The following is a 26311-nucleotide window of genomic DNA, read 5'->3' as shown; positions in this document are numbered from 1 at the left end:
ATCCCTCTAGGACCAAATCCTACAGAGGTCTACAATCGCCACCCCGCCTCGATGGCTGACTTCCCCCGCCCATGTTGACCTGCTCCGTACACCCGCTGCCCTATCGCGCCAACCCCGCCGAATATTTCGCGGCGATTCGCCATGCCCCTGGCGCCGTCCTGCTCGACAGTGGCCGCCCCAGCGCCGACCGCGGTCGCTATGACCTGCTCAGCGCCTGGCCACTGGAACAACTGACGGTATCGCCCGACGAAAGTGGCGACGCTTTCCTGCAACGCCTGCGCGATAACCTGACACGCCTGGGCGAAGCCACTCTGCCAGCACCTTACGAGTTGCCGTTTGCCGGTGGATTGATCGGCTACCTGAGTTACGACTTCGGCCGACATCTGGAGCGCCTGCCGAGCCAGGCCCTTGACGACCTGCAACTGCCTGACGCGCGTTTCGGTTTGTACAGCTGGGCATTGATCAGCGATCACCTGTCGCTGACCAGTCAATTGGTGTTCCACCCGACCCTGCCCGACAGCGAGTGTCAGCGCCTGATCGAACTGTTCAACCAGCCTGCACCGCAAGAGGTCGCGCCCTTCAAACTGCTCACCCCGATGACTGCCGACTTGAGCGCCGATGAGTATCAACAGGCCATCGAGCGCATCCAGCAGTACATTCAGGCCGGCGACTGTTACCAGGTCAATTTCGCCCAACGGTTTCGCGCACCCTGCCAGGGTGATTCGTGGGCCGCTTACTGCGCGCTGCGCGCTGCTTGCCCGACGCCGTTTTCCGGCTTCCAGAGCTTGCCTGATGGCAATGCCGTACTCAGCCTGTCGCCGGAGCGCTTCGTCAAAATCAGCCAGGGCCACGTGGAAACCCGCCCGATCAAGGGCACTCGCCCGCGGGGCCTGACGCCCGGGCAAGATGCCGCGAACGCCGCCGAATTGCTGGCCAGCCCCAAGGACCGCGCGGAAAACCTGATGATTGTCGATCTGCTGCGCAATGACCTCGGTCGCACCTGCCGCACCGGCTCGGTACGGGTGCCGGAACTGTTCAGCCTGGAAAGCTATCCGAACGTGCATCACCTGGTGAGCAGCGTCACCGGTGAACTGGCGGATGAGCGCGACGCTCTGGACCTGATCGCCGGCAGCTTCCCAGGCGGCTCGATTACCGGCGCGCCAAAGATTCGCGCCATGCAGATCATCGACGAACTGGAGCCGACCCGGCGCGGACTGTATTGCGGTTCGTTGTTGTATCTCGATGTACGCGGCGAGATGGACAGCTCCATCGCCATCCGCAGTTTGCTGGTCAAGGACGGGCAGGTGTGTTGCTGGGGCGGTGGCGGGATTGTCGCGGACTCGGAGTGGCAGGCTGAGTATCAGGAGTCGATCACCAAGGTGAAGGTGTTGCTCGAAACTCTGCAGAACCTCTGAAACCCTACCCCTGTAGGAGCTGTCGAGTGAAACGAGGCTGCGATCTTTCGATTTTTTAAGATCAAGATCAAAAGATCGCAGCCTGCGGCAGCTCCTACAAGCGATTCGAAGCCTTGATGAACTCCTGCTTCAGCGCTTCGAACGTATGCACCGCCGGGAACTGCGGGAACTGTGCAATCACGTTGTCCGGCGCATGGAACAGAATCCCGGCATCGGCCTCGCCCAGCATGGTGGTGTCGTTGTAGGAATCCCCCGCCGCGATAACCCGGTAGTAGAGGCTCTTGAAGGCCAGGACCGACTGACGCTTGGGATCTTTTTGACGCAGTTGATAGTCAGTGACTCGCCCGGTGTCGTCAGTAATCAGGCGATGGCAGAGCAAGGTCGGGAAGCCCAGTTGGCGCATCAGCGGCTGGGAGAACTCATAGAAGGTGTCCGACAGGATCACCACCTGGAAGCGCTCGCGCAGCCAGTCGACGAACTCGATGGCGCCGTCCAGCGGCTTGAGCGTGGCGATCACTTCCTGGATGTCGGAGAGCTTCAGACCGTGCTCGTCGAGAATCCGCAGGCGCTGCTTCATCAGCACGTCGTAGTCGGGAATGTCCCGGGTGGTGGCCCTGAGGGATTCGATCCCGGTTTTTTCGGCGAAGGCGATCCAGATTTCCGGAACCAGCACACCTTCAAGATCCAGACAGGCAATTTCCACAAGACACTCCCATTTGTATTGATTATTGAGTCGAGCGAGCAAAAAGATTGCCGAACTCTAGCGACTCGGGCCTGCCTGCGCAACGCAGAGGATGCCCCGGCCCGCGCAGCTTTTTGTTACCATCGACCCCATATAGAGCGCCCAGCGCCACCGACCTGTAGGAAGCCGCCCTGATGAGCCCAACGTTCGACGTCGTGGAACTCGCCACGACCTATGCCAACAAGTCCGCCCAGGACATTCTGAAACTCGCATTTGCCGAGTTTGGCGATGACCTGTGGATATCTTTCAGCGGCGCCGAGGATGTGGTGCTGGTGGACATGGCCTGGAAGCTGAACAAGAACGTCAAGGTGTTCAGCCTCGACACCGGCCGCCTGCACCCCGAGACCTACCGCTTCATCGATCAGGTGCGCGAGCACTACAAGATCGACATCGAACTGGTGTCGCCGGACTACACGAAACTTGAACCCTTCGTGAAGGAGAAAGGCCTGTTCAGTTTCTACAAGGATGGCCATGGTGAATGCTGCGGCATCCGCAAGATCGAACCGCTGCGCCGCAAGCTGTCCAGCGTGACGGCCTGGGCCACCGGCCAGCGTCGGGATCAGAGCCCCGGTACTCGCAGCGCCGTCGCGGTGATGGAAATCGACACCGCGTTCTCCACACCGGAACGCACCCTGTACAAGTTCAACCCGCTGGCACAAATGACCAGCGAAGAGATCTGGGGCTACATCCGCATGCTGGAACTGCCGTACAACAGCCTGCACGAACGCGGTTTCATCAGCATCGGCTGCGAACCCTGCACCCGCCCGGTACTGCCGAACCAGCATGAGCGCGAAGGCCGCTGGTGGTGGGAAGAAGCGACGCAGAAGGAATGCGGGCTGCATGCGGGGAATATCATCAGCAAGTCAAAAGCCTGATCCCAAGCCTTGTGAAATCCCCCTCTGTGGGAGCCTGCTCGCGATGGCCGCTCCCCGGTTTCAAGACTGGCTCAAACAGCACTAAACCTCTGCCCCAACCCCCGCTCGGCAAACTGCTCAATGACGAACTCGACAAACGCCCGGGTCTTGCCGGGCAGCAGTTTGTGTTCGGCGTAATAGATGGAGGTGTAGCCGTCGTCGATGTACCAGTCCGGCAACACCCGCTGCAACCTGCCCGACTCCAGATAGCCCGCGGCAAACGGCATGCTCACCAGCGCAATGCCCAGACCCTGCGCGGCCGTGGCGCAGGCGGCCTCGGAATCGCTCATGGTCATCCGCGCCTTGAGCGTCAACGGACTGTGTTGCTGATTGCGATGGGTCAACTGCCAGGAGCGCACCCGACCGGTTTGCGGCGAACGAATCAGAATCCCGTCATGGTGCTTGAGGTCATCTGGCTCGCTGATCGCCGCATGTGACTCCAGGTAGTCCTGCGTAGCCACCAACACCCGATGCGCCGGACTCAGTCGGCGTGCAACAACGCCCTGGGGTAATTCGAAGCCACCGCCGATTGCCGCGTCGAAACCCTGCCCGATCAGATCGACCTGGCGATTGTCGAAGTGCCAGTCCGGGTTGATCGCCGGGAATCGTCGCAGAAACTCGCCGAGCATCGGCACAATGTACAGGCAGCCGAATACCGTCCCCATGCTGACTTTCAGGGTGCCCGCCGGCTGCCCTCCGGCGCTGGCGAGATTGGCCACGGCATTCTGGATCGTGTGCAGGCTGCCGCTGACTTCACCAAGAAACAACTGACCGGCTTCCGTCAGGGTCAGGCTGCGAGTACTGCGCTGGAACAATCTGACACCCAGGCGCGCCTCGAGTTTGGCAACGCTCTTGCCCACCGCCGCCGGTGTCAGGCTCAAGCGACGCGCCGCTTCAGCAAAGCTGCCGACCTCGGCACTGCGCACAAAGCATTCGATACTGCTGAAGGTTTCCATAGGCGCCACTATAAACTTTTGGTTTATACAGACTATCGCAATTATGGTCTACACAGCAGGTAATCCTGAATCGATACTAGGCTCCATCAACCGGGACATCTCGCCTCGGGATTTGGAGATCGACATGACTACTCAGAACCTCAGCGGCAAAGTGGCATTGATTCAAGGTGGTTCCCGCGGTATCGGCGCCGCCATCGTCAAGCGCCTGGCCGCTGAAGGCGCGACCGTTGCCTTCACTTATGTCAGTTCCACGGCCAAGGCCGAAGAACTGCAAGACAGCATCACCACCAAGGGCGGCAAGGCCCTGGCCATCAAGGCCGACAGCGCCGACGCCGACGCCATCCGCGGTGCCGTGTCCGCCACGGTAGAAGCCTTCGGTCGCCTGGATATCCTGGTCAACAATGCCGGCGTACTGGCGGTAGCACCACTGGCCGAGTTCAAACTCGAAGACTTCGACCAGACCCTGGCCATCAACGTGCGCAGCGTGTTCATCGCCACCCAGGCCGCCGCCCGGCACATGACCGAGGGTGGTCGCATCATCAACATCGGCAGCACCAACGCCGACCGCATGCCCTTCGCCGGTGGCGGCCCGTACGCCATGAGCAAATCGGCACTGGTCGGCCTGACCAAAGGCCTGGCCCGTGATCTCGGCCCGCAAGGTATCACCATCAATAACGTCCAACCGGGCCCGGTCGACACCGACATGAACCCGGCCGAGGGTGACTTTGCGGAAAGCCTGATCCCGTTGATGGCCGTGGGCCGTTACGGCAAGGCCGAAGAGATTGCCAGCTTCGTCGCCTACCTCGTCAGCCCTGAAGCCGGTTACATCACCGGGGCCAGCCTGACCATCGACGGTGGTTTCGGCGCCTGAAGCGTTAAACGCAAACCCAATGTGGGAGCGGCGGTGCGGCGATCCGACTTGCTCGCGAAAGTGGTGAATCAGACGACATCAATATTGCCTGGCACACCGCCTTCGCGAGCAAGCCCGCTCCCACATTTGCCAGTGTCGACCCGTCTTTTTTTAGCTAGGCCCATTCAAGCGCCGGCAAACCAAATGCATCCGGCACAAACGCCTTCAGCGTACGAAGAATGCCATCGGCATGTGCGTACCTGGCGTCGGCCATTGCCGCATCCGGAATCGCAATCGCCGTCATCCCCGCCGCTTTCGCCGCAGTGACACCAAAGGGCGAATCCTCGAACACCAGGCAATCTTGCGGTGCAACACCCAGGCGCCGCGCCGCCGTCAGGAAAATATCCGGTGCCGGTTTGGCCGCGCCTACCTCGGGATCATCGGCGGTGACAATGAAGTCGAACAAGGCGAACCAGTCGCGATGCAAGGTAGTTTTCTGGCCAAACGACTGGCTCGAGGAACTGGTGCCCACGGCAATGGGAATATTGTTGGCTTTCAAATGCCGTACCAGCTCCTGTGCGCCGGGCATTGCCTGTGCTGTAGGAAAACGCTCGCGCATCAGCGGCTCGCGGATCACCAGGAACTCTTGCGCCGTGATCGGCAAGTCCAGCGCTTGAACCACATAGCGCGCCAGATCGCCCGCGCCCCGGCCAATGATGTTCTGTTTGATGCTCCAGTCGAACGTCCGGCCGTAACGCGCGGCAATGATGGACGTGACTTCGGTGTAGATGCCCTCTGTATCCAGCAACAGACCGTCCATATCGAAAATCACGGCCCTGATCGGGCCGAATGCTTTCAGTGGTGCATTCATCGCATCTGATCCGTTTTCTAAGGCATCCGGGGCAGCTCAGGTACGGCCGATGCCCTATGGATTAAAGGATTCAGCAGCATAGCGAGCGCCGCCGGTCCAGGGCAATGATCAAATCCCGTTCGACGCCCAATGGTCCTCCGCGATTAAGCGAATCGCCCTACAGCAAGCGCCACCTTTCCCGACTTCTTTCCTTGCCGATCCCCCGCAGAGTTTCGCGCTCCACACTCCGCCAAGCGAAAGACAGCAGATGTTCGATCCCCAAGAGGTATTGGCATGCCCCGCCAGCGGCTCCCTGACACTTGGCTCCGGCAGGCATGAACGCCACGAGGACGCCTCCAGACAGGCGAAAAACCCCAACGGCGACAGCGCCGACACCATCGAGCGCACTGCCACCCATAACGGCACAGTGTCGATGGTTACCGGCGAAGGACTGCTGCCCCTGACCGACGGCACCCTCGACGGGATCCTACCCTTCGATTTCACCCGCCTCTACCGCACCAGCGCCGTCGAAATCGACAACGGCCTCGGTTTTGGCTGGAGCAATTCGCTGTCCCAGCACCTGGAACTCCACGGCGAGCAAGTGCTGTGGATCGACCCCGAAAACCGTCGCACGCCGTTTCCACGACCAACGACGGAGCGCCCGGTGATCCACAACAGCCTGTCGCGGGCGACGATTTACCTCGGGGGGAAGCCGGACGAACTGATCCTCGCCCTGGCCGGCGACCGCGCGCGGTTCTACCACTTTCATGACGGCCGGCTCAGCGCGATCAGCGACGCCTACGGCAACCGCCTGACGGTGCAACGGGACCGCTGTGACCGGATCCAGCGCCTGGACAACGGCGCCGACCGCGCCTTATTGCTGCGTTACGACCTCAAGCACCTGGTGGCCGTCGACTACCAGGTGCTTCAGCGCGGCGACCCCGAGGTGAACACCTGGCGCACCGAACAGACCCTGGTCAGTTACCGCTACGACGCCCGCCAGCGCTTGATCGAGGCAACCAACGCCGCAGGTGAAAGCGAACGCTATGACTACGACGAACGGCACGTCATCCTGCAACGGCAACTGGCCGGCGGTGCGAGCTTCTTCTGGGCGTGGGAACGCTCCGGCAAAGCAGTCCGCTGCATCCATCATTGGGCCTCGTTTATGCAGATGGAGGCGCGTTACGCCTGGGACGATCAAGGCGGCGTGACGGTGAACAACGCCGACGGCAGCGAAGAGATTTACGTTCACGACGATCGCGCACGGTTGGTGCGCCAGGTCGGGCCCGACGGCGCAGAGCTGCACAAGGCCTACGACGATCAGGGCCACCTGATCGCCGAGCAGGACGCCCTCGGTGCCGTCACCGAATACCAGTATGACGAAGTCGGCCGGTTGGTCGCGCAGCTTGCGCCCGATGAGACGCCCATGTCCTGTGACTATCGCCACGGTTTCCTGCGCACACTCACCCGTGGTCAGGCGGCGTGGACCTGTCAGCGCAATGCCCGGGGTGACATCACTGCCGTCTCCGATCCCGACGGGCAGATCACTCGCTATATCTACGACCCGCAGGGGCGCTTGCTGACAATTCGATTCCCCGACCAGAGCGGTCACCGGTTTGTCTGGAACGCCTTGGGGCAACTGTTGGAGGAGATCTTGCCGGACGGTGCCCTGCGATCCTTTTCCTACGATGTGCTGGGCCGGCGGATTACCCGGCAGGACGAACACGGTACCGTCACCGGCTATGAGTCAGACGCCGCGGGACGACTGATCAGGACCACGCTGCCCACCGGTGCCTGCCGAGCCTATCGCTACAACGCCTATGGCCAGGTCACCGCCGAAACCGACGAACTGGGACGGGTAACCCGTTACGAATACGCCGACGACCTGCACTTGGTCAGCCGTCGGATCAATCCCGACGGCAGCGCACTGAAGTACGGCTACGACCATGCGCAACTGTTGCTCACCGAGATCGAAAACGAGGTCGGCGACACCTATCGGCTGGACTACACGCCCGGCGGATTGATCCGACAGGAAACCGGCTTCGATGGCCGTCGTACCGCGTATGCGTATGACGGTAATGGCCGGTTGCTGGAAAAAACCGAGTTCGGCGACGACGGTTCGCAACTCGTCACACAGTACCAACGTGACAGCGCCGGGCGCTTATTGCTAAAGACCCTGCCCGACGGGATCAAGGTCGAGTACCACCACGACAACTGTGGGCGACTGGTTGGCGTCGATGACGGCCAGGACCATCCGCTGGCGTTCGAGTACGACCGCCAGGGCCGGCTGATCACCGAGCATCAGGGTTGGGGCACCCTGCATTACGGCTACGATGCCTGCGGCCGGCTCAAGCGGCTGCGCCTGCCGGACGACTGTGTCCTTGTCTACCACCACGCCAAGGGGGGCGTCCTCACTGCCATCGATCTCAATGGCACGCGCCTGACCAGCCACCGCTTTGTCCGCGGGCGCGAACAGCAACGCCAACAGGGTCTGCTGCTCAGCGATTACGCCTACGACGAGCAGGGCCGCTTGCAGGTCCATACGGTCAGCCAAAAGCAACGACCGCTGTACCACCGCGAGTATGCCTACAGCGCCAAGGGTAATCTGCTGCAGATTGCCGACAGCCGTCAGGGCCAACGCCACTATCAATACGATTCGCTCGACCGCCTGACCGGCGTACGCCACGCCCGCGACCAGTTCGCCGAGAATTTCACCCATGACCCGGCCGGCAACCTGCTGATCCACGGCCGTCCGGGCCCGTTCGTGCTCCAGGGCAACCGCCTGCACCGCCATTGCGACAGCCACTACGTCTACGACGCCTTCGGCAACCTGATCCGTGAACGCCGCGGTATGCCGCCCCAGGTCACCCAATACACCTACGACAGCCAGCACCGCCTGATTGGCGTCAACACCCCGGACGGTAAAAGTGTCAGCTACCGCTACGACGCCTTCGGTCGGCGCATCCGCAAAACCGTCGACGGCCAGACCACGCAACTCTTCTGGCAAGGCGACCAGCTCATCGCCGAAAGCGCTCCCTGGCACTACCGCAGCTACGTTTACGAACCCGGCAGCTTCCGCCCGCTGGCGCTGCTCGACGGCAAGGGCCGGGCAGACGTCCGCCCGTTCTACTACCAACTCGACCATCTCGGCACCCCGCAGGAACTGACCAGCTACGATGGCGCCATCGTCTGGTCGACGAAATACACCGCCCACGGCAAACTCCGCGAAGTGAGCGACGGCGAGCGACTCGAACAACCGCTACGGTTCCAGGGGCAATACTTCGACGCAGAGAGCGGCCTGCACTACAACCGCCATCGCTACTACCATCCCGACATCGGTCGCTATCTGACGCAGGATCCGGTCAAGCTGGCCGGTGGGTTGAACCCCTATCGGTACACCCGGAACCCGACGGGGTGGTTGGATCCACTGGGGCTGGGCGGGAATTGTCCGTGGGCGTACAAGCCAGGATGCTCGGCGCCGTATGAGGAAGGAGGGGTAAAAGTTGATGAGGGAGAGCCTGATGCGCCCTCTCCAGAACGATCAAATAAATACGTGCTTCACGGAGACTCACGGGAGCTCCGGGAAATGTTTTCAACCGGGTTTGAATCCCTCGGACCGACGCCTTAACGAAGCAATCGGCCCCGGGCTGGCTCACTGTCGCTTCGTAATGGCTGGCTCACCCGCGCCATCGTCCCGTTCTTCTGGGTCGGCCTCTATATCATCGTCATCATCGTCGCTCGGAACCTGCTCCACACCTGCATCATCATCGTCCGGCGGTCGTTGGTCGCGGCTCAAGGAGTCGGTAGGCGACGGCAGCGGATACTCCGGTGTTTCATCAACGTCGGGGACTTTCCGATCAGTCTTCATAGCTCACCTCTCGTGTGACCTGAAATGCAGGCCACGACTTGGCGAGGAACGGGCGACGGACGTGTTCGTTCAGCTGGACAACCGGTTAATCAGCCAGCACGGCTCGATCAATCTTCGTCTTCTTCCTCATCGTCAAACTCGATATTTCCCACATCGCCCAAATCATCAGCATCGTTAAGCGGCACCGTCGCATCATCCATCAGCGACCCCGGATCTTCATTGCCGGGATCGTTGATAGACGGCAGTCCGCTCGGGCCCTTTTCTTCCTTGCCTTCGCTTTTCGCAGTCATGGGATGCCTCGCTTAACTAGTGATGCTTTTTGTGGTGCTTGTTCGAGTGTTTATAACCGTTACCGGAATGGGAATGACCGCTGTCACTCCCCAGATCATTGCCGACCGCACCACCGGCTGCACCACCGAGGCCTGCGCCGATGGCCGATCCGGTCGAGCCGCCAAGACTGTTGCCGACCACCGATCCACCCGCCGCGCCCAAACCACCGCCTACCGCCGCTTCGGTGCGACTGCGTTTGGGCGCGGCAATCGCACTGCCGGCCGCTCCGCCGACACCTGCACCAATCGCTGCACCCGTACTGCCGCCCACCTGGCCACCGACAACGTTGCCCAACACCCCACCAAGACCACCGCCTACCGCGGCATCTCCATTACCTCCCGCCAGCGCCACCTGAGAGACCAGCAATCCAAAAACAATCGCAGGCACCATCAATAGCCGAGCATTCAGGCTTCCGTTTTTTTTGCCGTTGGTTTCCGGGTTCATGGCACGCCTCGCATTCTTCCAGGGTATGGAAGATTTGAGTTGCTGCTGCGAGAAACGTTCATAAAAGAAAAAGCCCGGCATCAAGCCGGGCTCTTTTCAAATCCGTATCAGGATCAGTGGCGCTTGTGACCATTGGCCAGGTTGCTGCCTACGCCGCCGCCCAATGCACCGCCCAGGCCTGCACCGATGGTGGCACCGGACTTGCCGCCAAGGCTATTGCCGATCACCGAACCACCGGCCGCGCCGACACCGCCACCGATGGCAGCGCTGGTGCGATGGCCTTTTTTGGCGGCAACTGCGCTGCCCGCCGCACCAGCGACACCCGCACCAATCGCAGCGCCAGTGCTGCCGCCCATCTTCTGGCCGACCACATTACCCAATGCGCCGCCCAAGCCGCCGCCCAGCGCGGCAGTGCCGTCGCCAGCCATTGCACCTTGAGCAACCAGAAGCCCCAGAACCAGAGCGGGCAGTGTTAAACGCATGACATAAACCTCAAAAAATAGGGGTATACAAAAAGGGGGGCGAGATTGAATGCTTTTGCGCGGATAAAGTCCAGCACGCCGGTCCAACTTCGCGATTGGCGACGGTTGGACAGCGTTTACCGAAAAGGTTTTATCGCGGACAAAAAAAAGCCCGCTGGGGAAACGGGCCAGGTGTTGCTTTCTAACGGATGAGTCGAGATTAAGGAGGGCACTGTGAAAAGTTTGTGAAAAATCACCCCCTTCAAAAAAATGTCATAAAACTTTTCAGGCATGAAAAACCCCGCTCTTTGACGGGGTCTGCCTCACGCTCGATTACTTCCGGACCGGTGCTGTCACCTTGGGTAAAAATTTGCCCTTCAGTACCCGGCACGCCCTGGTCTTGATTTTGTCGATCTCAGTCTGGTCCTCGCCGAAACTGGCCACATACTGGGTCTGACCACACCGCACGGAGTTGTTGATCGGAAATTCTGCGCCATCGTCCTCGATATATGGATCAGCCATCTCTTCACCCCTTTCAAAACGCGCGATCGACACCGGCAAGCCCTTTGCCTGAAAGAATATCAATCGCCAAGGTGTTTCAGACTAGTCGGTCACTAACGGACCTGCCGTTCTGATTTTCCCGTGACCGACGAATGGCTTCTGACCTTTCACCGCAACTTGACCGCCGTCCCGGTCACAAACACCACGACCATCCCGCCCTTGCCGGCCGGCATGCTGATCTCGTAATCAAGCCCGACCACCGCGTCCGCCTGAAGCGCCTGCGCCCGTTCCTTGATCTCATCGGTGGCCTGAATGCGTGCTTCCTTCAACGCTCGCTCCAGTGTCTGGGAGCGCCCGCCGAAAAAGTCACGCATCCCGGCAAACACGTCACGGACAACGTTGATCCCTTGCACCGACTCGGCGCTGACAATGTCCAGGTAGGCGGTAATTTGCCGGCCTTCGATGGCGTGGGTCGTGGTGATGATCATTGATGCTCCTTCCTGTTCAGATATTCAGCCAACGCATCAAACGCCGGCAAGGTAACGGGATCGTTGGCCGAGTTGCTGGCCACCGGGTGGGATGCGTAGCGGACGATGACCCCTCTCGGCCTTCGGGTCGACATAGATGCGCTGTCCATGGAAACCACGCGCCATGAACGCCCCGCCCTCCTCTGAACTTTCAGTTGGATTTCGCCGGTACATCGCTGAAGTCATAGATGCCCTTAAAAAGATTCACGTGGATCCTGGAACAGGTATCCGGGTTTTTTCGGATGTAGACAACGTCATTTTCCACTGGCCCGCAGGTCGTGACCTTGGACGCGTCAGCGAGAACCGCATACCGGATTAAAGGATCAACTTGTGATGAAGCGAGCATGCCGGCTCCCATCAGGGTCCCGATGAAGAAGATCTTCAGCCCTGGAACGCGTTCTTCGGCAGACGCGCCAATCGGCACACCAAACAACGCCTTCATCTGCCAACAGACGAGCATGCAAATGCTGATCAACAGCAGTGAAATGGGTACAGATAAAATGACACCACCGATTGTCGAGGCGTACCTGATATTTTCGACTTCAATTCCAGTGGTAGCGTTGATGGTTTTCTCCGCTACGATTTTACAAATGTAAAAAACGATTGCTGTGTAGGCCAGGGAGCTTGGCCATTTCTTTGCAAAAGCACTGATATTCTTGCGGTTGCAAAAAGCAAAATACCCACCACATGAAAATACAGTCGTAAAAATTAAAGCCGTCAGAGTCTCGTGCTCGAGAAACTGCGCAAGCCACACCGCAAAAATCAACACGGCAGCCTTGATCATGCTCTTTATTTCAATGCTCATTCTTGCGCAAAACCCTATTCAAAAACTGTGTCATGCATAGGAAGCAGCATATCGAGGCGCCCTCGCTCTGGCTGTAGGAGAGCTCCGTGAGTTGCGAAGGACCTTACGCTTGCTTCGTTTTGGCTTGGATATCGGCGCGATGATGTATTTGGGGCCGGATTGCGGAGTAGATGGGGCATACGAACGGGAACATGATCCGGCAGCATTTCCCTATCGCTCTTTTTCAGACGCCAAAAACCACAAACCCCCGACTTTCTCCAGGAAAGTCGGGGGTTTGTGTTTACAGAATTTGGCGGTGAAGGAGAGATTCGAACTCTCGATACAGTTTCCTGTATACACACTTTCCAGGCGTGCTCCTTAAGCCACTCGGACACTTCACCGTATCTCTTCAAACAAGTTCTGTCTGTCGAGGCGCGCTAATGTAGTCGAAAGCATTTCCGATGGCAAACATTTTTTTCAGAATTTTCATGCGGTTAACGCGATTCAGCGTTTCCGGTCGTTCCGGGCCATGGCAAACCGGCCAATCTCCGGCTTCGTGCCCTCTTCTATATAGACGGGAATGCGCAGCAGGCACGGCGGGCTACGCCTGGCGGGCGGGCAAAGGGTGACTGGCGGGTCAGTCACGGCGCTTTACCTGGCCTGCGGCGGTGGGTAACGTCTGCCCAACTTTATTGAAAGGAATAGCGTCATGAGTGAGTTGATTTCCTACCATCTCGAAGACGGTATCGCGACCCTGACCCTGAGCAATGGCAAGGTCAATGCCATCTCCCCGGATGTGATTGCCGAGTTCAACGCTGCGCTGGATCGGGCCGTGACCGATCGTGCGGTGGTGATCATTACCGGCCAGCCGGGCATTCTCTCTGGCGGCTATGACCTGAAGGTGATGACGGCCGGCCCCAGGGAAGCCGTGGCACTGGTGACCGCCGGCTCGACCCTGGCCCGCCGCCTGCTGTCGCACCCCTTCCCGGTGATCGTGGCGTGCCCGGGGCATGCGGTGGCCAAGGGCGCGTTCCTGCTGTTGTCGGCCGACTATCGCATCGGCGTAGAAGGCGCGTTCAGCATTGGCCTGAACGAAGTGCAGATTGGCATGACCATGCACCACGCGGGCATCGAGATTGCCCGTGACCGCCTGAACAAAGTGGCGTTGCAGCGCTCGGTGGTCAACGGCGAGATGTTCAATCCACAAGGCGCCGTGGCGGCCGGTTTCCTTGATGTCGTGGTTTCGCCTGAAGAACTGCAAGGCGCGGCATTGGCGGCGGCTCGTCAGTTGAAGAAGATCAACATGACTGCGCACAAGAACACCAAACTGAAAGTGCGCAAAGCGCTTCTGGAGGCCCTGGACAACGCGATCATCCAGGACCAGGAACATTTGGGTTAAGCCCGGATCTGCTGCAACGAAAAGCCCGACCGTCGTGTCGGGCTTTTTCATACATATCCGTGTTAAACGTCTGTAAACGCTCTAGACCGCATCTGACCAAATAGTCGGAAACATCAGCTCAAACATCGGCCACCTCCCACTTCCCTGGGAGCAATTGCCGAATACAGTGCACATCCGTACACTGCGCCACCTTTTGTCCCGGTGGGGCCTGTAGATGCTGTTTTTGTTCCGTATGTCATTGATGGGCCTGCACTTTATCGTGGCGGGCGTGCTGGGAGTGATTCTCGGCCTGTGTCGACCATTCAATCCGGATAACAGCCGCCTGTGCGCACGCCTGTACGCATGGCCGGCCATGTGTATTTTGCGTTTGCGGGTGAAGGCCGAAGTCGGGCCGTTGATGGATAAACCCGACAGTTGCGTGATCATCGCCAATCACCAGTCCAACTATGACCTGTTTGTGTTCGGCAACGTGGTGCCGCGCCGTACCGTGTGCATCGGCAAAAAGAGCCTGAAGTGGGTACCGTTGTTCGGGCAGTTGTTCTGGCTGGCCGGCAATGTACTGATCGACCGTGGCAATGCGCACAAGGCGCGCCAGTCGATGCTGACCACCACCCACACCCTGCAAAACAAAGACACCTCGATCTGGGTTTTCCCGGAAGGCACGCGCAACCTGGGTGAGGACTTGCTGCCCTTCAAGAAAGGCGCCTTTCAGATGGCCATTGCCGCCGGGGTGCCGATTGTCCCGGTGTGTGTCAGCAGTTACGTCAAACACATGCAATTGAACCGCTGGCGCAGCGGGAAAATCCTGATTCGCTCGTTGCCGGCGATCCCCACCGCCGGTTTGAGCCTGGACGACATGCCCCTGCTGATCGCCCAGTGCCGCGAGCAGATGCGTGAATGCATCGAATCGATGGACCGGCAACTGCAAGCCGCCTGAAAAACAAAACCCGCCTGGTGCGGGTTTTCTTTTGCCTGCGCATCTTTGCCCAGAACTCGGCAGATTTAACTGACTCTCAAACACTGCGAGGCTAAGCTGATCCACACTGCCATTGCATTTGCTGCCAATTGAAAGCTGCCATAAGAAGTGAACCACCATCATGGGTAGAGTTGTTGCTGCTGCGGTTTATAGCGCCGGTAAGAGAGTCACCAATATCACCCTTGACGAAGGCGCCGCCTGGGCGGCAAAGCCCGGGCATTTTGTCTGGATCGGCCTTGAGGAGCCGAACGCCGAGGAACTCTACAACCTGCAACGCCAGTTCAACCTGCACGAACTGGCGATTGAAGACGCCCTGGAAAAACACAGCCGACCGAAACTGGAAACCTTCGGCGATGCGCTGTTCATCGTGACGTATTCGCCCATCCGGGATGAAGGCAAACTCAAGTTCATCGAGACGCATATCTTTGCCGGCAATGGCTACATCATTACTGCGCGCAACGGTCACTCGGCATCCTACGCCCATGTCCGTCAACGCTGTGAGGCGCGTCCGCTATTGCTTGAGCACGGGGAAGATTTCGTACTCTATGCCATCCTCGATTTCGTGATCGAAAACTACCAGCCGATGGGCGAAGCCATTCACGCGGAGATCGATGAGCTGGAAGGCAATGTGTTGTGCGGCTCGCTGAATGACTACGACATCCAGAGGCTGCATGGCCTGCGCCGTGATGTGTTGCGCTTGCGTCGTTATGTGGCCCCGATGATCGAGATAGGAGAGGAACTTCAGAGACTGAGCTTCCCGTTCATCGACAAGAACATGCGCCCGTATTTTCGCGATGTGCAGATTCATGTAACGCGGCAAATGGAAGACCTGACGACGCTGGCGGATATTGCCAGCCAGACGATTGAAATCGGGGTGCTGCTGGAAGCCTCGCGCCAGAGCGTGGTGCAACGCAAGTTTGCGGCCTGGGCGGCGATCCTGGCCTTCCCGACGGCGGTGGCGGGGATCTACGGGATGAACTTCCAGAACATGCCGGAGTTGACCTGGCACTACGGGTATTTCGGGGTGCTGGGGTTTATTACAGTGGGTTGTCTGGGGTTGTGGGCGAGTTTCAAGAAATCGGGGTGGCTGTAGGGCTGTGTGTCTACATTGAAAACCGGGGGACCCATTCGCGAGCAAGCCCGCTCCCACATTGGATCTCTGCAACACCAAAGAACCACTGTGGGAGCGGGCTTGCTCGCGAAGCTTTTAGCTTTTATACCGCTTTGGCTGCTGGCTTGTGCGCGACAAACCGCATCATCCACTCGGCAACCGTGGTGCCATGGTGTTCCTGTTCCAGGCTCGCGATACCTTTGGAATAGACCTGCTCACCCAGTGCCTGCTGGCGAATTTCAAGCAGGGCGCGGGAGTAGTCGTGGATGAACTCCGGATGCCCCTGGAAGCACAGCACCTGGTCGTTGATGTGGTAGGCGGCAAACGGGCAGAAATCGCTGGAAGCGATGACCGTGGCGTTCTCCGGCAACGACGTGACCTGGTCCTGGTGGCTGATCAGCAGCGTCAGCTCTTCGCGCACAGGGCTCATCCATGGCGCCTTGGCGGCCAACTTGTAGTTGTGGGTACCGACGCCCCAGCCTTGGGTCGCACGCTCGCTCTTGCCGCCGAGCAGCAACGCCAGCAACTGGTGACCGAAGCAGACGCCCAGCAACTTGTCGCCGCGCTCGTAGCGGGTCAGCAGATATTTCTTGAGGGTTTCGATCCACGGATCGGTGCCGAAGGAGTCGGCCTTGCTGCCCGTCACCAGGTAGGCGTCGAACGTCAGGTCGTCGCTTGGGTATTCACCCTGCACCACGTTGTAGACGGTGAACTCGGCGGCAATCGGTTGCTGCGAAAACAGGTGTTTGAACATCTGCCCGTAGCCCTGATATTGGTCAACCAATTCCGGACGCAGGTGGTCGGTTTCCAGAATGCAGATGCGTAACGACATAAAAAATACCTGACACGTGATGGGAATAATGCACACCCCAGAGCCTGCCTTGAAACGCTGTGACAAGGCAAGCCCAGAAATGCATCATCTCCCCCTTAGAACGCCTCCCCTTTGGCAGCCTTCTCCAGCAGCAAGGCGGGTGGCGCGAACCGCTCGCCATACTGCGTGGCCAGATACTGGGCGCGGGCCACAAAGTCCTGCACGCCGTACTGGTTGATGAACTGCAGCGCACCGCCGGTCCAGGCGGCGAAACCGATGCCGAAGATCGAGCCAACGTTGGCATCCGCCGTCGAGGTCAACACCCCCTCCTCCACACAGCGCACGGTTTCGATGGCTTGCACGAACAGCAGGCGATCACGCACGTCCTTGGGCGAAATCTGCCCGTCGGCTTTCTCGAAGCGGGTTTTCAATTCAGGCCACAGGTGTTTCTGGCCGCCCGCCGGATACTCGTAGAAACCTCCGCCGCCAGCCTTGCCCGGACGCTTGAATTCATTGAGCAGCAAGTCAATCACGGAAAATGCCGGGTGTTCTGTCAGCGGTTTGCCTTCTGCTTGCAGGTCCTTGGCGGTTTGCAGGCGGATATGGTTCATCAGGCTGAGGGACACTTCGTCAGAGATCGCCAGCGGCCCTACCGGCATGCCGGCCTTGCGCGCTTCAGTCTCGATCATCGCCGCGCTCACGCCCTCGCCCAGCATGGCGATGCCTTCATTGGTGAAGGTGCCGAACACCCTTGAGGTGAAGAAACCGCGGCTGTCGTTGACCACAATCGGGGTTTTCCTGATTTGCAGGACGTAATCGAAGCCGCGTGCCAGGGTTTCGTCGCTGGTATTGGCGCCCTTGATGATTTCCACCAGCGGCATTTTTTCCACGGGGCTGAAAAAATGCAGGCCGATAAACTTGCTCTGGTCGGGCACGGCACACGCCAGGCCGCTGATCGGCAAGGTCGAGGTATTGGAGGCGATCACCGCGTCCGCGCCGACGACCTTCTGCGCGGCCAACGAGACCTTGGCTTTCAAATCTCGATCCTCGAACACGGCCTCGATGATCAGGTCGCAACCGGCCAGGTCGGCATCGCTTTCGCTGGTTTGAATGCGTGATAGAACGGTGTCGCGTTGCTCGATGCTCATTTGTCCGCGAGCGACCTTCTTGTCCAGCAGCGCCGCCGAATGCGCCTTGCCCTTCTCAGCCGCCGCGAGGCTGATGTCCTTGAGTACCACCTCGATTCCCGCCGATGCACTGACAAACGCGATACCGGCGCCCATCATCCCGGCACCGAGCACGCCGACCTTGCGGGTGACATAAGGCGCAAAACCTTGAGGTCGCGAGCCGCCAGCATTGATTTCGTTGAGCTGGAACCAGAATGTGCCGATCAGGTTCTTCGAGACCTGGCCGGTGGTCAGTTCGGTGAAGTAGCGGGTTTCGATCAGGTGCGCCGTATCGAAATCCACCTGGGCGCCCTCGACCGCCGCGCAGAGGATTTTCTCTGGCGCGGGCATCGTGCCCTGGGTTTTGCTGCGCAGGATCGAGGGTGCAATCGCCAGCATCTGGGCGACTTTCGGGTTTGACGGTGTGCCGCCCGGAATCTGGTAGCCCTTCACGTCCCAGCGCTGCACTGCCGCCGGATTGGCCAGAATCCATTCCCGCGCCTTGGCCAACAGGTCTTCGTGATCGCTTGCCAGCGCATCGATCAACCCCGCCTGCAATGCCTGTTGTGGCCGCACCTTCTTGCCTTCCAGCAGATAAGGCAGGGCTTTTTCCAGGCCGAGCATGCGCACCATGCGCACCACGCCTCCGCCGCCCGGCAGCAGACCGAGGGTGACTTCCGGCAGGCCGAGTTGCACCGACGGGTTGTCCAGCGCCACACGGTGATGACAGGCCAGGCAGATTTCCCAGCCGCCGCCCAATGCAGCGCCATTGATCGCGGCGACCACGGGCTTGCCTAGGGTTTCCAGGGCGCGCAACTGGCCCTTGAGGTTCAGCACCATGTCGTAGAAGGCCTTGGCCTGGGGTTTGCCGACCTTGATCAGTTCGTTGAGGTCGCCGCCAGCGAAAAACGTCTTCTTGGCCGAGGTGATGATCACACCGGCGATGCTGTCTTTGTCGGCCACCAGGCGCGCAACGCAGTCCGCCATGGCCTCGCGGTACACCGCGTTCATGGTATTGGCGCTCTGGCCCGGCATGTCGATGGTCAGGACGACGATCTGGTCCTGGCCTTTTTCGTAACGAATAGCTTCGTTCATAACTGGATTCCTTGAAGTCCGGGCTCAGAGGCGTTCAATGATGGTGGCAATGCCCATGCCGCCGCCGACACACAGGGTCGCGAGGCCATAGCGCAGGCGTCGGGCTTCCAGTTCATCGAGCAGCGTGCCGAGAATGGCGCAACCGGTGGCGCCCAGCGGGTGGCCCATGGCGATTGAACCGCCATTGACATTGACCTTGTCCGGATCGACGGCCATGTCCTTGATGAATTTCAACACCACCGACGCGAACGCCTCGTTGACCTCGAACAGATCGATGTCTTCGACCCGCAGCCCGGCCTTGGCCAACGCCTTGCGGGTCGCTGGCGCGGGGCCGGTAAGCATGATGGTCGGATCGGTGCTGGTGACTGCCGTGGCGACAATCCGCGCCCGGGGCTGCAAGCCCAGAGCCCGCCCCTTGGCTTCGGAGCCGATGAGCATCAGCGCCGCACCATCGACAATCCCGGAGCTGTTGCCGGGGGTGTGAACATGGTTGATCCGCTCGACATGGCTGTAGACCCGCAGCGCGGTGGCATCGAAGCCCATCTGCCCCATCATCTCGAAACTCGGCTTGAGCTTGCCCAGGCCTTCCAGGGTCGAATCGGCGCGGATGAACTCATCGTGATCGAGCAGGATGATGCCGTTCTGGTCCTGCACCGGCACCAGCGATTTGTTGAACGAACCGTCGGCTCGCGCCCGCGCGGCCTTCTGCTGGGAATGCAGCGCATAGGCATCGACATCCTGACGGCTGAAGCCTTCAAGGGTGGCGATCAGGTCGGCACCCACACCCTGTGGCGTGAAGTGACTGTGCAGGTTGGTCGCCGGGTCCAGCGCCCAGGCCCCGCCATCGCTGCCCATCGGCACCCGGGACATCGACTCGACACCACCGACCACCACCAGGTCTTCGAAGCCTGAACGCACTTTCATCGCGCCGAGGTTCACAGCCTCCAGCCCCGAAGCACAGAACCGGTTGATCTGTACCCCCGCCACGCTGACATCCCAATCGGCCACTTGAGCGGCGGTCTTGGCGATGTCGGAACCTTGATCGCCAACCGGTGTCACGCAGCCGAGCACCACGTCATCGACCTGACTGGTGTCCAGTGCCGTGCGCTGCTGCAGTGCGGTGAGCAAACCGGCCACCAGGTTCACCGGTTTGACGCTGTGCAAGGCGCCATCAGCCTTGCCTTTGCCACGGGGCGTGCGTAACGCGTCGAAAATCAATGCTTGGGTCATGACGTCCTCGAACCGCAGTGCAGGTGGGTAAATACCGAGTGCCCACTCTTGGCCCGAGCCGCGTTTGATTCAATGACCGCAGCGCTCACAGACGTTGACGCTCACGCTCAGACGAACGGTAGTCAGCTACCATTCAGGACACCAAGCTGTCTAGCCAACGGGCGCCAAAGAAGCTGGCAATATGCCTCATGCCTTTTTAAAAGCGAATCGCAAGAACACCATACGAAATGGATCTAAGCCAAGCTTAACGCGGGCTCTAAGGTGAACTTGTACGAAGTTGTCGTCGGGTTTTGCCGAGGCGCTCGTCACTACAGGAAGTGCAACGCGCTGCCATCATGGAGCTATGCGGGCAGGCATCAGGAAATAACAAAAAAGGCGGTCAAGCCATGTTCAAACAATCGAAAGTTCGTCAAGCCGGGCTCATCCTTTTCGCCACCACGCTGTTGTTGATATTGCCGAACCTGACCAAGGTCATCGGCTAGTCGCGTCTAAAAGATACGGCGTCACAGTTTTTGAATTGCCACTCTCAAAATGTGACTGGCCCGCTACCCGGGCCAGCGTGGCTGTGCCAATCTTTGCGGCACCTGCACGACATGGACGGCGATCACTTGAAAATGCTCATTCTGCTTGGGGCCACGCTGTTCGGCTCGCCCCTGTATGCCGCACAACTGAACCTGGAGCTGGGCGCGAACAGTCGCACCTGGCAGACCGAGCAATTGCTCAAGCATCCTCAGGTCCAAACCATCAACATCAGCAACGACGTTTCCTACAAGCGGGACATGAGTTACCGCGCCGTGCCGCTGTCCGCACTGCTGGACGGCATCAAGCCTGAAGACCACCTGCAGGCCGTGGCGCTGGATGGCTTTGCCGCCGAAATGACAGCCGCGCCGTTGCTCAAAACCCAGGGTGCACAGGCGTGGCTGGCGATTGAAGACCCAGCCAAACCCTGGCCACCGCTATCGGAAGGCAAGCCGGGCGCCGGACCGTTCTATCTGGTCTGGAGCAATCCGCAGGCAGGCAATATCAGCCCCGAACAATGGCCGTTCCAGGTGGCAAGCATCAAACGCCTGGCGCCCGTCACCGAGCGCTTCCCTGCCCTGCTGCCCGATCCGGCATTGAAGGCGGATGATCCGGTGAACAAGGGCTTTGCGTTGTTCCAGAAGAACTGCCTGGCCTGCCATCGACTCAATGGCGCCGGGGATGCGCAATTCGGGCCGGACCTGAATATTCCGTACAACCCGACCGAGTACTTCGGCGCGGACTTCCTCAAGCGCTACATTCGCGATCCACAAAGTTTGCGTCAGTGGCCGCAGGCGAAGATGCCCGGGTTCCCGGCCGAGGTGTTGCCGGATGGGGATCTGGGGATGCTGGTGGGGTATTTGCAGCATATGGTTGGGCGCAAGGTGAAGCCGTAACAACATCGTACCTGTGGGAGCGAGCTTGCTCGCGATAGCGGTGTATCAGTCACAAAAGTATTGACTGAAATGACGCCATCGCGAGCAAGCTCGCTCCCACAAGGTTCCTTGGTATCGCGCCTACTGCTGCTGCACAGAAATCACCGGCACCGGCGTCGGTGAAACCAGCACCTTGGCGTGCATCTGCTCACACCCGCCGCCCCGGCGCATCCCGCGCACCGGGCAGGCATCCAGGTAATCCAGGCCCACCGCCAGTTTCAGGTGCCGCTCCGGTCGGGCCAGTTCGTTGGTCACATCGAAGCTGTACCAGGCGTCATCCAGCCAGGCTTCCGCCCAGGCGTGACTGGCCAGATGTTCGCTGTTCTCGCTGTACAGGTAGCCCGACACATACCGCGCTGGAATGCCCAGGCTGCGGGTGCAGGCGAGAAACGCGTGGGTGTGGTCCTGACACACGCCGGAGCCTCCGGCAAAGGCCTGGGCCGCGCTGGTATCCACTTCCGTGGAGCCCGGCGTGTAGGTCATATGCTGGTTGAGGCCGTGCATCAGATCGATCAGCGCCGTGCGGTCGCGGCGTTGCTTGCATTCCTTCTCGGCAAACGCCCGCAGGGCGGCGTCGGCTTCGGTCAAACGGGTAAAGCGCAGAAATGGCAGTGCCGACTGGCTCTCGTGTTCGGCCTCACGCCATTCGTCGATATCGACCTGGCCACGGGCGCCGATGATGATCGCCTCGTGGGGCTCGTCCATGGTCAGCACATGCAGGATGTTGCCGAACGGATCGAGCTGCGCCCGCACCGGACGCGGCAGGTCGAGCTGCCAGCTGAGCACGTGCTGGCGCTCGCTGTCGTGGGGAGTCAGGCGCAGATACTGGATGCTCGCCCGCACCTTGTCTTCGTAGTGATAGGTGGTCTCGTGGCTAATGGAAAGTCTCATGCGGCCTCCAGATAAGAACTGTGAATCGCGTTACCCAACTGGCGCACCAGCGGGATGAACTCGGTCAGCCAGGCGTGCAGGCCTTCTTCGAGAATTTCATGGATGCCGGTGTAGCGCAGGCGTGCGTCCATTTCCGCCGCCAGGCGTTGTGCGGGACGACCGTTGGCCCCCGGCAATTGCGCGAGGATCTGGTCGATTTCTTCGGTGCAGGCGCGCAGGGATCGCGGTACATCGGCCCGCAGCAACAGCAATTCGGCAACATGCCGGGCGCCGGGGGCGTCGCGGTAGATTTCCGTGTAGGCCTCAAACGACGACAACGCCCGCAACAACGCGCTCCATTGGTAATACGCGTGAGCGGTGCCATCGCTGACCGCTTCGGCCTGGTCGCCGGCCATTTCGTAGCGGGCATCGAGCAGGCGCAAGGTGTTGTCCGCCCGTTCGATAAAGGTCCCCAGACGAATGAAGCGAAACGCATCGTTACGCATGATGGTGCCGTAGGACGCGCCCCGGAACAGGTGGGAACGTTCCTTGATCCACTCGCAGAAACGGCTCATGCCGTAGCGACTTAGGCCTTGTTCGGCGATGCCGCGAATTTCCAGCCAGGTGGCGTTGATGTTTTCCCACATGTCGGCGGTGATGCGCCCACGTACCGCATGGGCGCTGGCACGTGCGGCACCAAGGCAGCTGTAGATACTCGCCGGGTTGGCCGCATCCAGGGCAAAGAAATGCAGCAGGCGTTCGGCATGCAGCTCGCCATGGCGCTCCAGGTAATCGTCCAGGGTGCCGGTGATCAACAGCGGCATGGCCAGTTCGTGCAAACCGTCGCCGCGACCGTCCTGCGGCATCAGCGACAGCGAATAGCTGATATCGAGCATCCGGGCGAGGTTTTCCGCCCGCTCCAGATAACGTGACATCCAATACAGATCCGAGGCAGTTCTACTTAACATGACAGGCTTCCTTTAATCCTCGACCACCCAGGTGTCCTTGGTTCCGCCGCCCTGGGAGGAGTTGACCACCAGGGAGCCTTCGCGCAAGGCGACACGGGTCAAGCCGCCGGGAACGACCCGGGTTTCACGACCCGACAGGACAAACGGCCGCAAGTCGATATGGCGTGGCGCAATGCCGTTTTCGACAAAGGTCGGACAGGTCGACAGCGACAGCGTCGGTTGCGCGATATATGCATGGGGCTTGGCGATGATCCGCGCGCGGAAAGCTTCGATTTCCGCCGCCGTCGCCGCCGGCCCCACCAACATTCCGTACCCGCCGGAGCCTTGGGTTTCCTTGACCACCAACTCTGGAAGGTTGGCCAGCACGTGGGAAAGCTCAGAGGGATTACGGCATTGCCACGTAGGAACGTTCTTCAGGATCGGCTCTTCATCGAGATAGAAACGGATCATGTCGGTAACGAACGGGTACACCGACTTGTCGTCCGCCACCCCCGTGCCGATGGCATTAGCCAGCACCACGTTGCCGGAACGGTAGGACGACAGCAGCCCCGGCACGCCGAGCATCGATTCCGGGTTGAATGCCAGTGGGTCGAGGAACGCATCGTCGAGGCGACGATAGATCACGTCGACGGCTTTCGGCCCGTCGGTGGTTCGCATGTAGACCTTGTCGTCACGCACGAACAGGTCCGCGCCTTCCACCAGCTCCACGCCCATTTCCCGCGCCAGGAACGCATGCTCGAAGAACGCACTGTTGAAGCGCCCCGGCGTCAGCACCACCACGCTCGGGTTATCGATCGGGCTTGAGCTTTTCAGGGTATCGAGCAGCAGGTTCGGGTAGTGGTCGATGGGGGCAATGCGTTGCGCCGCGAACAGCTCGGGGAACAGGCGCATCATCATCTTGCGGTCTTCGAGCATGTAGCTGACGCCGCTCGGTGTTCGCAGATTGTCTTCAAGAACGTAGTAGGTGCCGTCGCCGTCGCGTACCAGGTCGACGCCGGAGATGTGCGAATAGATATCGCGGTGCAGATCCAGCCCTTGCATCGCCAACTGGTACTGCTCGTTGGCCAGCACCTGCTCGGCCGGAATGATGCCGGCCCTGATGATGCGCTGCTCGTGGTAAAGGTCGGCGAGGAACATGTTCAACGCCTTGACCCGCTGGATGCACCCGCGCTCGACTATCCGCCATTCGCTGGCGGGGATACTGCGGGGGATGGTGTCGAAGGGAATCAGGCGCTCTGTCCCTTGCTCATCACCGTAGAGCGTGAAAGTAATCCCGGCGCGATGAAACAGCAGATCGGCCTCGCGTCGCCGTTGTGCCAGAAGCTCGTCAGGCGTCTCGGCCAGCCAACGGGCAAACTCCCGATAATGCGGGCGGACCTGTCCGCCGGCATCGTACATCTCATCAAAATAGGTGCGGATCATGCCGTACTCCTTGTCACTCGGACGTCCAGACCTTCGCAAGGCCCGTGCCATCGGCATAAACGCTTAAATTTCAATCAGTTGGGTAATCAACGCGCACGCGCCGCACCAATCCTGTGCGGTAAATGCCCCAACCTGATCGCCCCCGCTTCATTGCAAGGCGTGGTGGTCGCCTATCACCAGCATAGCCAGAGTTGATTTCACTGCCCGGCAACGGATGCGGATAATCCAGGCATTCGCTGAAAAGCTCACCGAACTTCCCTTTTAGCCGCCTGCCCTGGCGGCTTTTTTTTGGTGTCCAACGCCCACAAATGAAAACGGCCAACCCGAAGGTCAGCCGTCATTGCTGGTTGTCACTGTTCATAAGGTTATGCGAGTCGCCCTCGTACCTCCTGCTTCACACCCCAGCCTTCGATAATGCCGCCCAGAGGCTCGACCACTGCTTCGAAACCCTGTTCGAAGTCGCCGATATCGTCGTAGGTGGCATACATGACCTTGCACAGTTCCAGCGCCCAGGCGCCGTCGTCGCGCGCACTGACTTGCGCATCCAGGGATTCACCACGGTGGAAATGACCTGCCGCCCTGCGTGCCCGCTCCTCGTCCGGGAAAATGGCGTAGAACTCGATGGGATGAAACCGGGAAAAGTCAAAACCGCCTTCTTTCATGCGGCGCAGCACACTGCTGCTGATGTCTTCTTGATAGGCTGTGCTCATGAAACGTCCTCCTCAAAACGATGGATAGACTTTCCGTACTCCCTCACCCGCAACCGAACAGCGCGAGCGACGGCAAACGATGTGCCGGCGGGAAACAAGCATGGAGCTGACAAGACCAGACCTTAGCGATTCATTCGCTGATCTCGCTTGCAGAGTAGCCTCAAGATAGAGCCTCTGCCAAGGCCTGGATATGAATGCGACAGGTATCGTTCAGATTGGAGTAATGTCGAGGATTTGAATGCTGTTCTGGGACTTGAGCTCTTTGACGCTCGCGTCATTGGTCCGCCCTTCCAGATCGTTCAGATCCAGTTCGGCGGCGACAGGAAGAAGCCGGGCCTTGATGAGCTTGGCAGCACGCTCGTAGTCCGGGCGCTCGGTGCACTCAAAGACTTCGTCGATGGTTTCGCCATGATCATCCACGAAAGTGACTTTCCACTTTTGCATTGGTGCCTCCTCG

The 26311-nt window shown here is 59.8% G+C and carries 26 protein-coding genes, 1 tRNA gene and 1 pseudogene; 8 read left to right on the top strand and 20 right to left on the bottom strand.

The window, feature by feature from the left end:
- Positions 1-71 precede the first annotated feature (71 nt).
- Positions 72-1415, top strand: coding sequence for an aminodeoxychorismate synthase component I (gene pabB, locus ASD95_RS11825; RefSeq protein ID WP_056721884.1), 1344 nt, complete (start codon positions 72-74; stop codon positions 1413-1415).
- 94 nt (positions 1416-1509) lie between these two features.
- Here pabB and thrH read toward each other — a convergent pair whose 3' ends face one another.
- On the bottom strand, positions 1510-2118 hold the full coding sequence (gene thrH / locus ASD95_RS11820; protein ID WP_056721882.1) for a bifunctional phosphoserine phosphatase/homoserine phosphotransferase ThrH: 609 nt from the start codon (positions 2116-2118) through the stop codon (positions 1510-1512).
- A 173-nt stretch (positions 2119-2291) separates the two neighbouring features.
- On the opposite strand from thrH, the gene ASD95_RS11815 reads away from it, so the two are divergent.
- Complete coding sequence (locus tag ASD95_RS11815) at positions 2292-3032, top strand: phosphoadenylyl-sulfate reductase (RefSeq protein WP_056721880.1); 741 nt, start codon at positions 2292-2294, stop codon at positions 3030-3032.
- Positions 3033-3103: 71 nt separating this feature from the next.
- Here the strand turns inward: ASD95_RS11815 and ASD95_RS11810 are convergent, their stop codons facing one another.
- Positions 3104-4027: a LysR family transcriptional regulator gene (locus ASD95_RS11810; protein ID WP_056721879.1), complete on the bottom strand. Its 924-nt coding sequence runs from the start codon at positions 4025-4027 to the stop codon at positions 3104-3106.
- 124 nt (positions 4028-4151) lie between these two features.
- Here ASD95_RS11810 and ASD95_RS11805 point away from each other — a divergent pair, with 124 nt between their 5' ends.
- On the top strand, positions 4152-4898 hold the full coding sequence (locus ASD95_RS11805) for a 3-oxoacyl-ACP reductase family protein (protein WP_056721876.1): 747 nt from the start codon (positions 4152-4154) through the stop codon (positions 4896-4898).
- A 154-nt stretch (positions 4899-5052) separates the two neighbouring features.
- Here ASD95_RS11805 and ASD95_RS11800 read toward each other — a convergent pair whose 3' ends face one another.
- Entirely contained in the window at positions 5053-5748 is a 696-nt protein-coding gene (locus tag ASD95_RS11800) for an HAD-IA family hydrolase (protein ID WP_056721875.1), read from the bottom strand.
- A gap of 412 nt (positions 5749-6160) precedes the next feature.
- Here ASD95_RS11800 and ASD95_RS11795 point away from each other — a divergent pair, with 412 nt between their 5' ends.
- Positions 6161-9355 carry an RHS repeat-associated core domain-containing protein gene (locus ASD95_RS11795; protein WP_442965837.1) on the top strand — a complete coding sequence of 1065 codons (3195 nt, stop codon included), beginning with the start codon at positions 6161-6163 and terminating at the stop codon, positions 9353-9355.
- Between the two features lie 24 nt (positions 9356-9379).
- Here the strand turns inward: ASD95_RS11795 and ASD95_RS11790 are convergent, their stop codons facing one another.
- The 9 genes and pseudogenes from ASD95_RS11790 to ASD95_RS11755 all read right to left on the bottom strand — a co-directional run bounded on the left by ASD95_RS11790 (position 9380) and on the right by ASD95_RS11755 (position 13043).
- Positions 9380-9595, bottom strand: coding sequence for a hypothetical protein (locus ASD95_RS11790; RefSeq protein ID WP_056721873.1), 216 nt, complete (start codon positions 9593-9595; stop codon positions 9380-9382).
- A gap of 107 nt (positions 9596-9702) precedes the next feature.
- Positions 9703-9885, bottom strand: a complete 183-nt coding sequence (locus tag ASD95_RS11785) for a hypothetical protein (RefSeq protein WP_056721871.1) — start codon at positions 9883-9885, stop codon at positions 9703-9705.
- 16 nt (positions 9886-9901) lie between these two features.
- Positions 9902-10369 carry a YMGG-like glycine zipper-containing protein gene (locus tag ASD95_RS28595; RefSeq protein WP_082562897.1) on the bottom strand — a complete coding sequence of 156 codons (468 nt, stop codon included), beginning with the start codon at positions 10367-10369 and terminating at the stop codon, positions 9902-9904.
- A gap of 113 nt (positions 10370-10482) precedes the next feature.
- Positions 10483-10851 carry a hypothetical protein gene (locus ASD95_RS11775; protein WP_007988063.1) on the bottom strand — a complete coding sequence of 123 codons (369 nt, stop codon included), beginning with the start codon at positions 10849-10851 and terminating at the stop codon, positions 10483-10485.
- Between the two features lie 312 nt (positions 10852-11163).
- Positions 11164-11352: a hypothetical protein gene (locus ASD95_RS11770; RefSeq protein ID WP_056722301.1), complete on the bottom strand. Its 189-nt coding sequence runs from the start codon at positions 11350-11352 to the stop codon at positions 11164-11166.
- Between the two features lie 146 nt (positions 11353-11498).
- On the bottom strand, positions 11499-11819 hold the full coding sequence (locus ASD95_RS11765) for a YbjQ family protein (RefSeq protein WP_056721868.1): 321 nt from the start codon (positions 11817-11819) through the stop codon (positions 11499-11501).
- Positions 11816-11993: pseudogene (locus ASD95_RS29790) on the bottom strand (6-aminohexanoate hydrolase); the annotation flags it as partial. The pseudogene ASD95_RS29790 and the gene ASD95_RS11765, both read right to left, overlap by 4 nt.
- Positions 11994-12009: 16 nt before the next feature.
- Positions 12010-12663: a hypothetical protein gene (locus ASD95_RS11760; RefSeq protein ID WP_156385704.1), complete on the bottom strand. Its 654-nt coding sequence runs from the start codon at positions 12661-12663 to the stop codon at positions 12010-12012.
- Positions 12664-12953: 290 nt separating this feature from the next.
- Positions 12954-13043, bottom strand: a tRNA-Ser gene (locus ASD95_RS11755).
- 308 nt (positions 13044-13351) lie between these two features.
- Here ASD95_RS11755 and ASD95_RS11750 point away from each other — a divergent pair.
- From ASD95_RS11750 to ASD95_RS11740, 3 genes are all read left to right on the top strand, one after another.
- Positions 13352-14041, top strand: a complete 690-nt coding sequence (locus ASD95_RS11750; RefSeq protein ID WP_008048453.1) for a crotonase/enoyl-CoA hydratase family protein — start codon at positions 13352-13354, stop codon at positions 14039-14041.
- Positions 14042-14255: 214 nt separating this feature from the next.
- Complete coding sequence (locus ASD95_RS11745) at positions 14256-14978, top strand: lysophospholipid acyltransferase family protein (protein WP_056721863.1); 723 nt, start codon at positions 14256-14258, stop codon at positions 14976-14978.
- A gap of 160 nt (positions 14979-15138) precedes the next feature.
- Entirely contained in the window at positions 15139-16110 is a 972-nt protein-coding gene (locus tag ASD95_RS11740; protein ID WP_056721861.1) for a magnesium and cobalt transport protein CorA, read from the top strand.
- 121 nt (positions 16111-16231) lie between these two features.
- Here the strand turns inward: ASD95_RS11740 and ASD95_RS11735 are convergent, their stop codons facing one another.
- The 3 genes from ASD95_RS11735 to ASD95_RS11725 all read right to left on the bottom strand — a co-directional run bounded on the left by ASD95_RS11735 (position 16232) and on the right by ASD95_RS11725 (position 20430).
- Entirely contained in the window at positions 16232-16960 is a 729-nt protein-coding gene (locus ASD95_RS11735; RefSeq protein ID WP_056721859.1) for an amidotransferase, read from the bottom strand.
- 95 nt (positions 16961-17055) lie between these two features.
- A complete protein-coding gene (locus ASD95_RS11730; RefSeq protein ID WP_056721857.1) occupies positions 17056-19200 on the bottom strand; it encodes a 3-hydroxyacyl-CoA dehydrogenase NAD-binding domain-containing protein in 2145 nt (714 codons plus the stop codon).
- Positions 19201-19224: 24 nt separating this feature from the next.
- Positions 19225-20430, bottom strand: coding sequence for an acetyl-CoA C-acetyltransferase (locus ASD95_RS11725; protein WP_056721855.1), 1206 nt, complete (start codon positions 20428-20430; stop codon positions 19225-19227).
- 593 nt (positions 20431-21023) lie between these two features.
- Between ASD95_RS11725 and ASD95_RS11720 the strand changes: the two genes are divergently transcribed.
- Positions 21024-21845, top strand: a complete 822-nt coding sequence (locus ASD95_RS11720; RefSeq protein ID WP_056721853.1) for a c-type cytochrome — start codon at positions 21024-21026, stop codon at positions 21843-21845.
- A 120-nt stretch (positions 21846-21965) separates the two neighbouring features.
- Here ASD95_RS11720 and ASD95_RS11715 read toward each other — a convergent pair whose 3' ends face one another.
- The 5 genes from ASD95_RS11715 to ASD95_RS11695 form a co-directional block, all read right to left on the bottom strand.
- The gene (locus ASD95_RS11715; protein ID WP_056721851.1) at positions 21966-22775 is read right to left on the bottom strand and encodes a transglutaminase family protein; all 810 of its coding nucleotides are present in this window, start codon (positions 22773-22775) and stop codon (positions 21966-21968) included.
- Positions 22772-23722, bottom strand: coding sequence for an alpha-E domain-containing protein (locus ASD95_RS11710; protein ID WP_007971901.1), 951 nt, complete (start codon positions 23720-23722; stop codon positions 22772-22774). The genes ASD95_RS11715 and ASD95_RS11710 overlap by 4 nt, the downstream gene beginning before the upstream one ends.
- A 12-nt stretch (positions 23723-23734) precedes the next feature.
- Positions 23735-25144: a circularly permuted type 2 ATP-grasp protein gene (locus ASD95_RS11705; protein WP_056721849.1), complete on the bottom strand. Its 1410-nt coding sequence runs from the start codon at positions 25142-25144 to the stop codon at positions 23735-23737.
- Between the two features lie 365 nt (positions 25145-25509).
- Complete coding sequence (locus ASD95_RS11700) at positions 25510-25854, bottom strand: ribonuclease E inhibitor RraB (RefSeq protein WP_056721847.1); 345 nt, start codon at positions 25852-25854, stop codon at positions 25510-25512.
- Positions 25855-26064: 210 nt separating this feature from the next.
- Positions 26065-26298: a hypothetical protein gene (locus ASD95_RS11695; RefSeq protein WP_056721845.1), complete on the bottom strand. Its 234-nt coding sequence runs from the start codon at positions 26296-26298 to the stop codon at positions 26065-26067.
- Positions 26299-26311: the final 13 nt, after the last annotated feature.

It is taken from the genome of Pseudomonas sp. Root71 (assembly GCF_001429045.1).
In the GTDB taxonomy this organism is placed as follows: domain Bacteria; phylum Pseudomonadota; class Gammaproteobacteria; order Pseudomonadales; family Pseudomonadaceae; genus Aquipseudomonas; species Aquipseudomonas monachiensis.
Note: the sequence above shows the minus strand (reverse complement) of the source record. Positions and strands in the feature narration are given on the sequence as shown.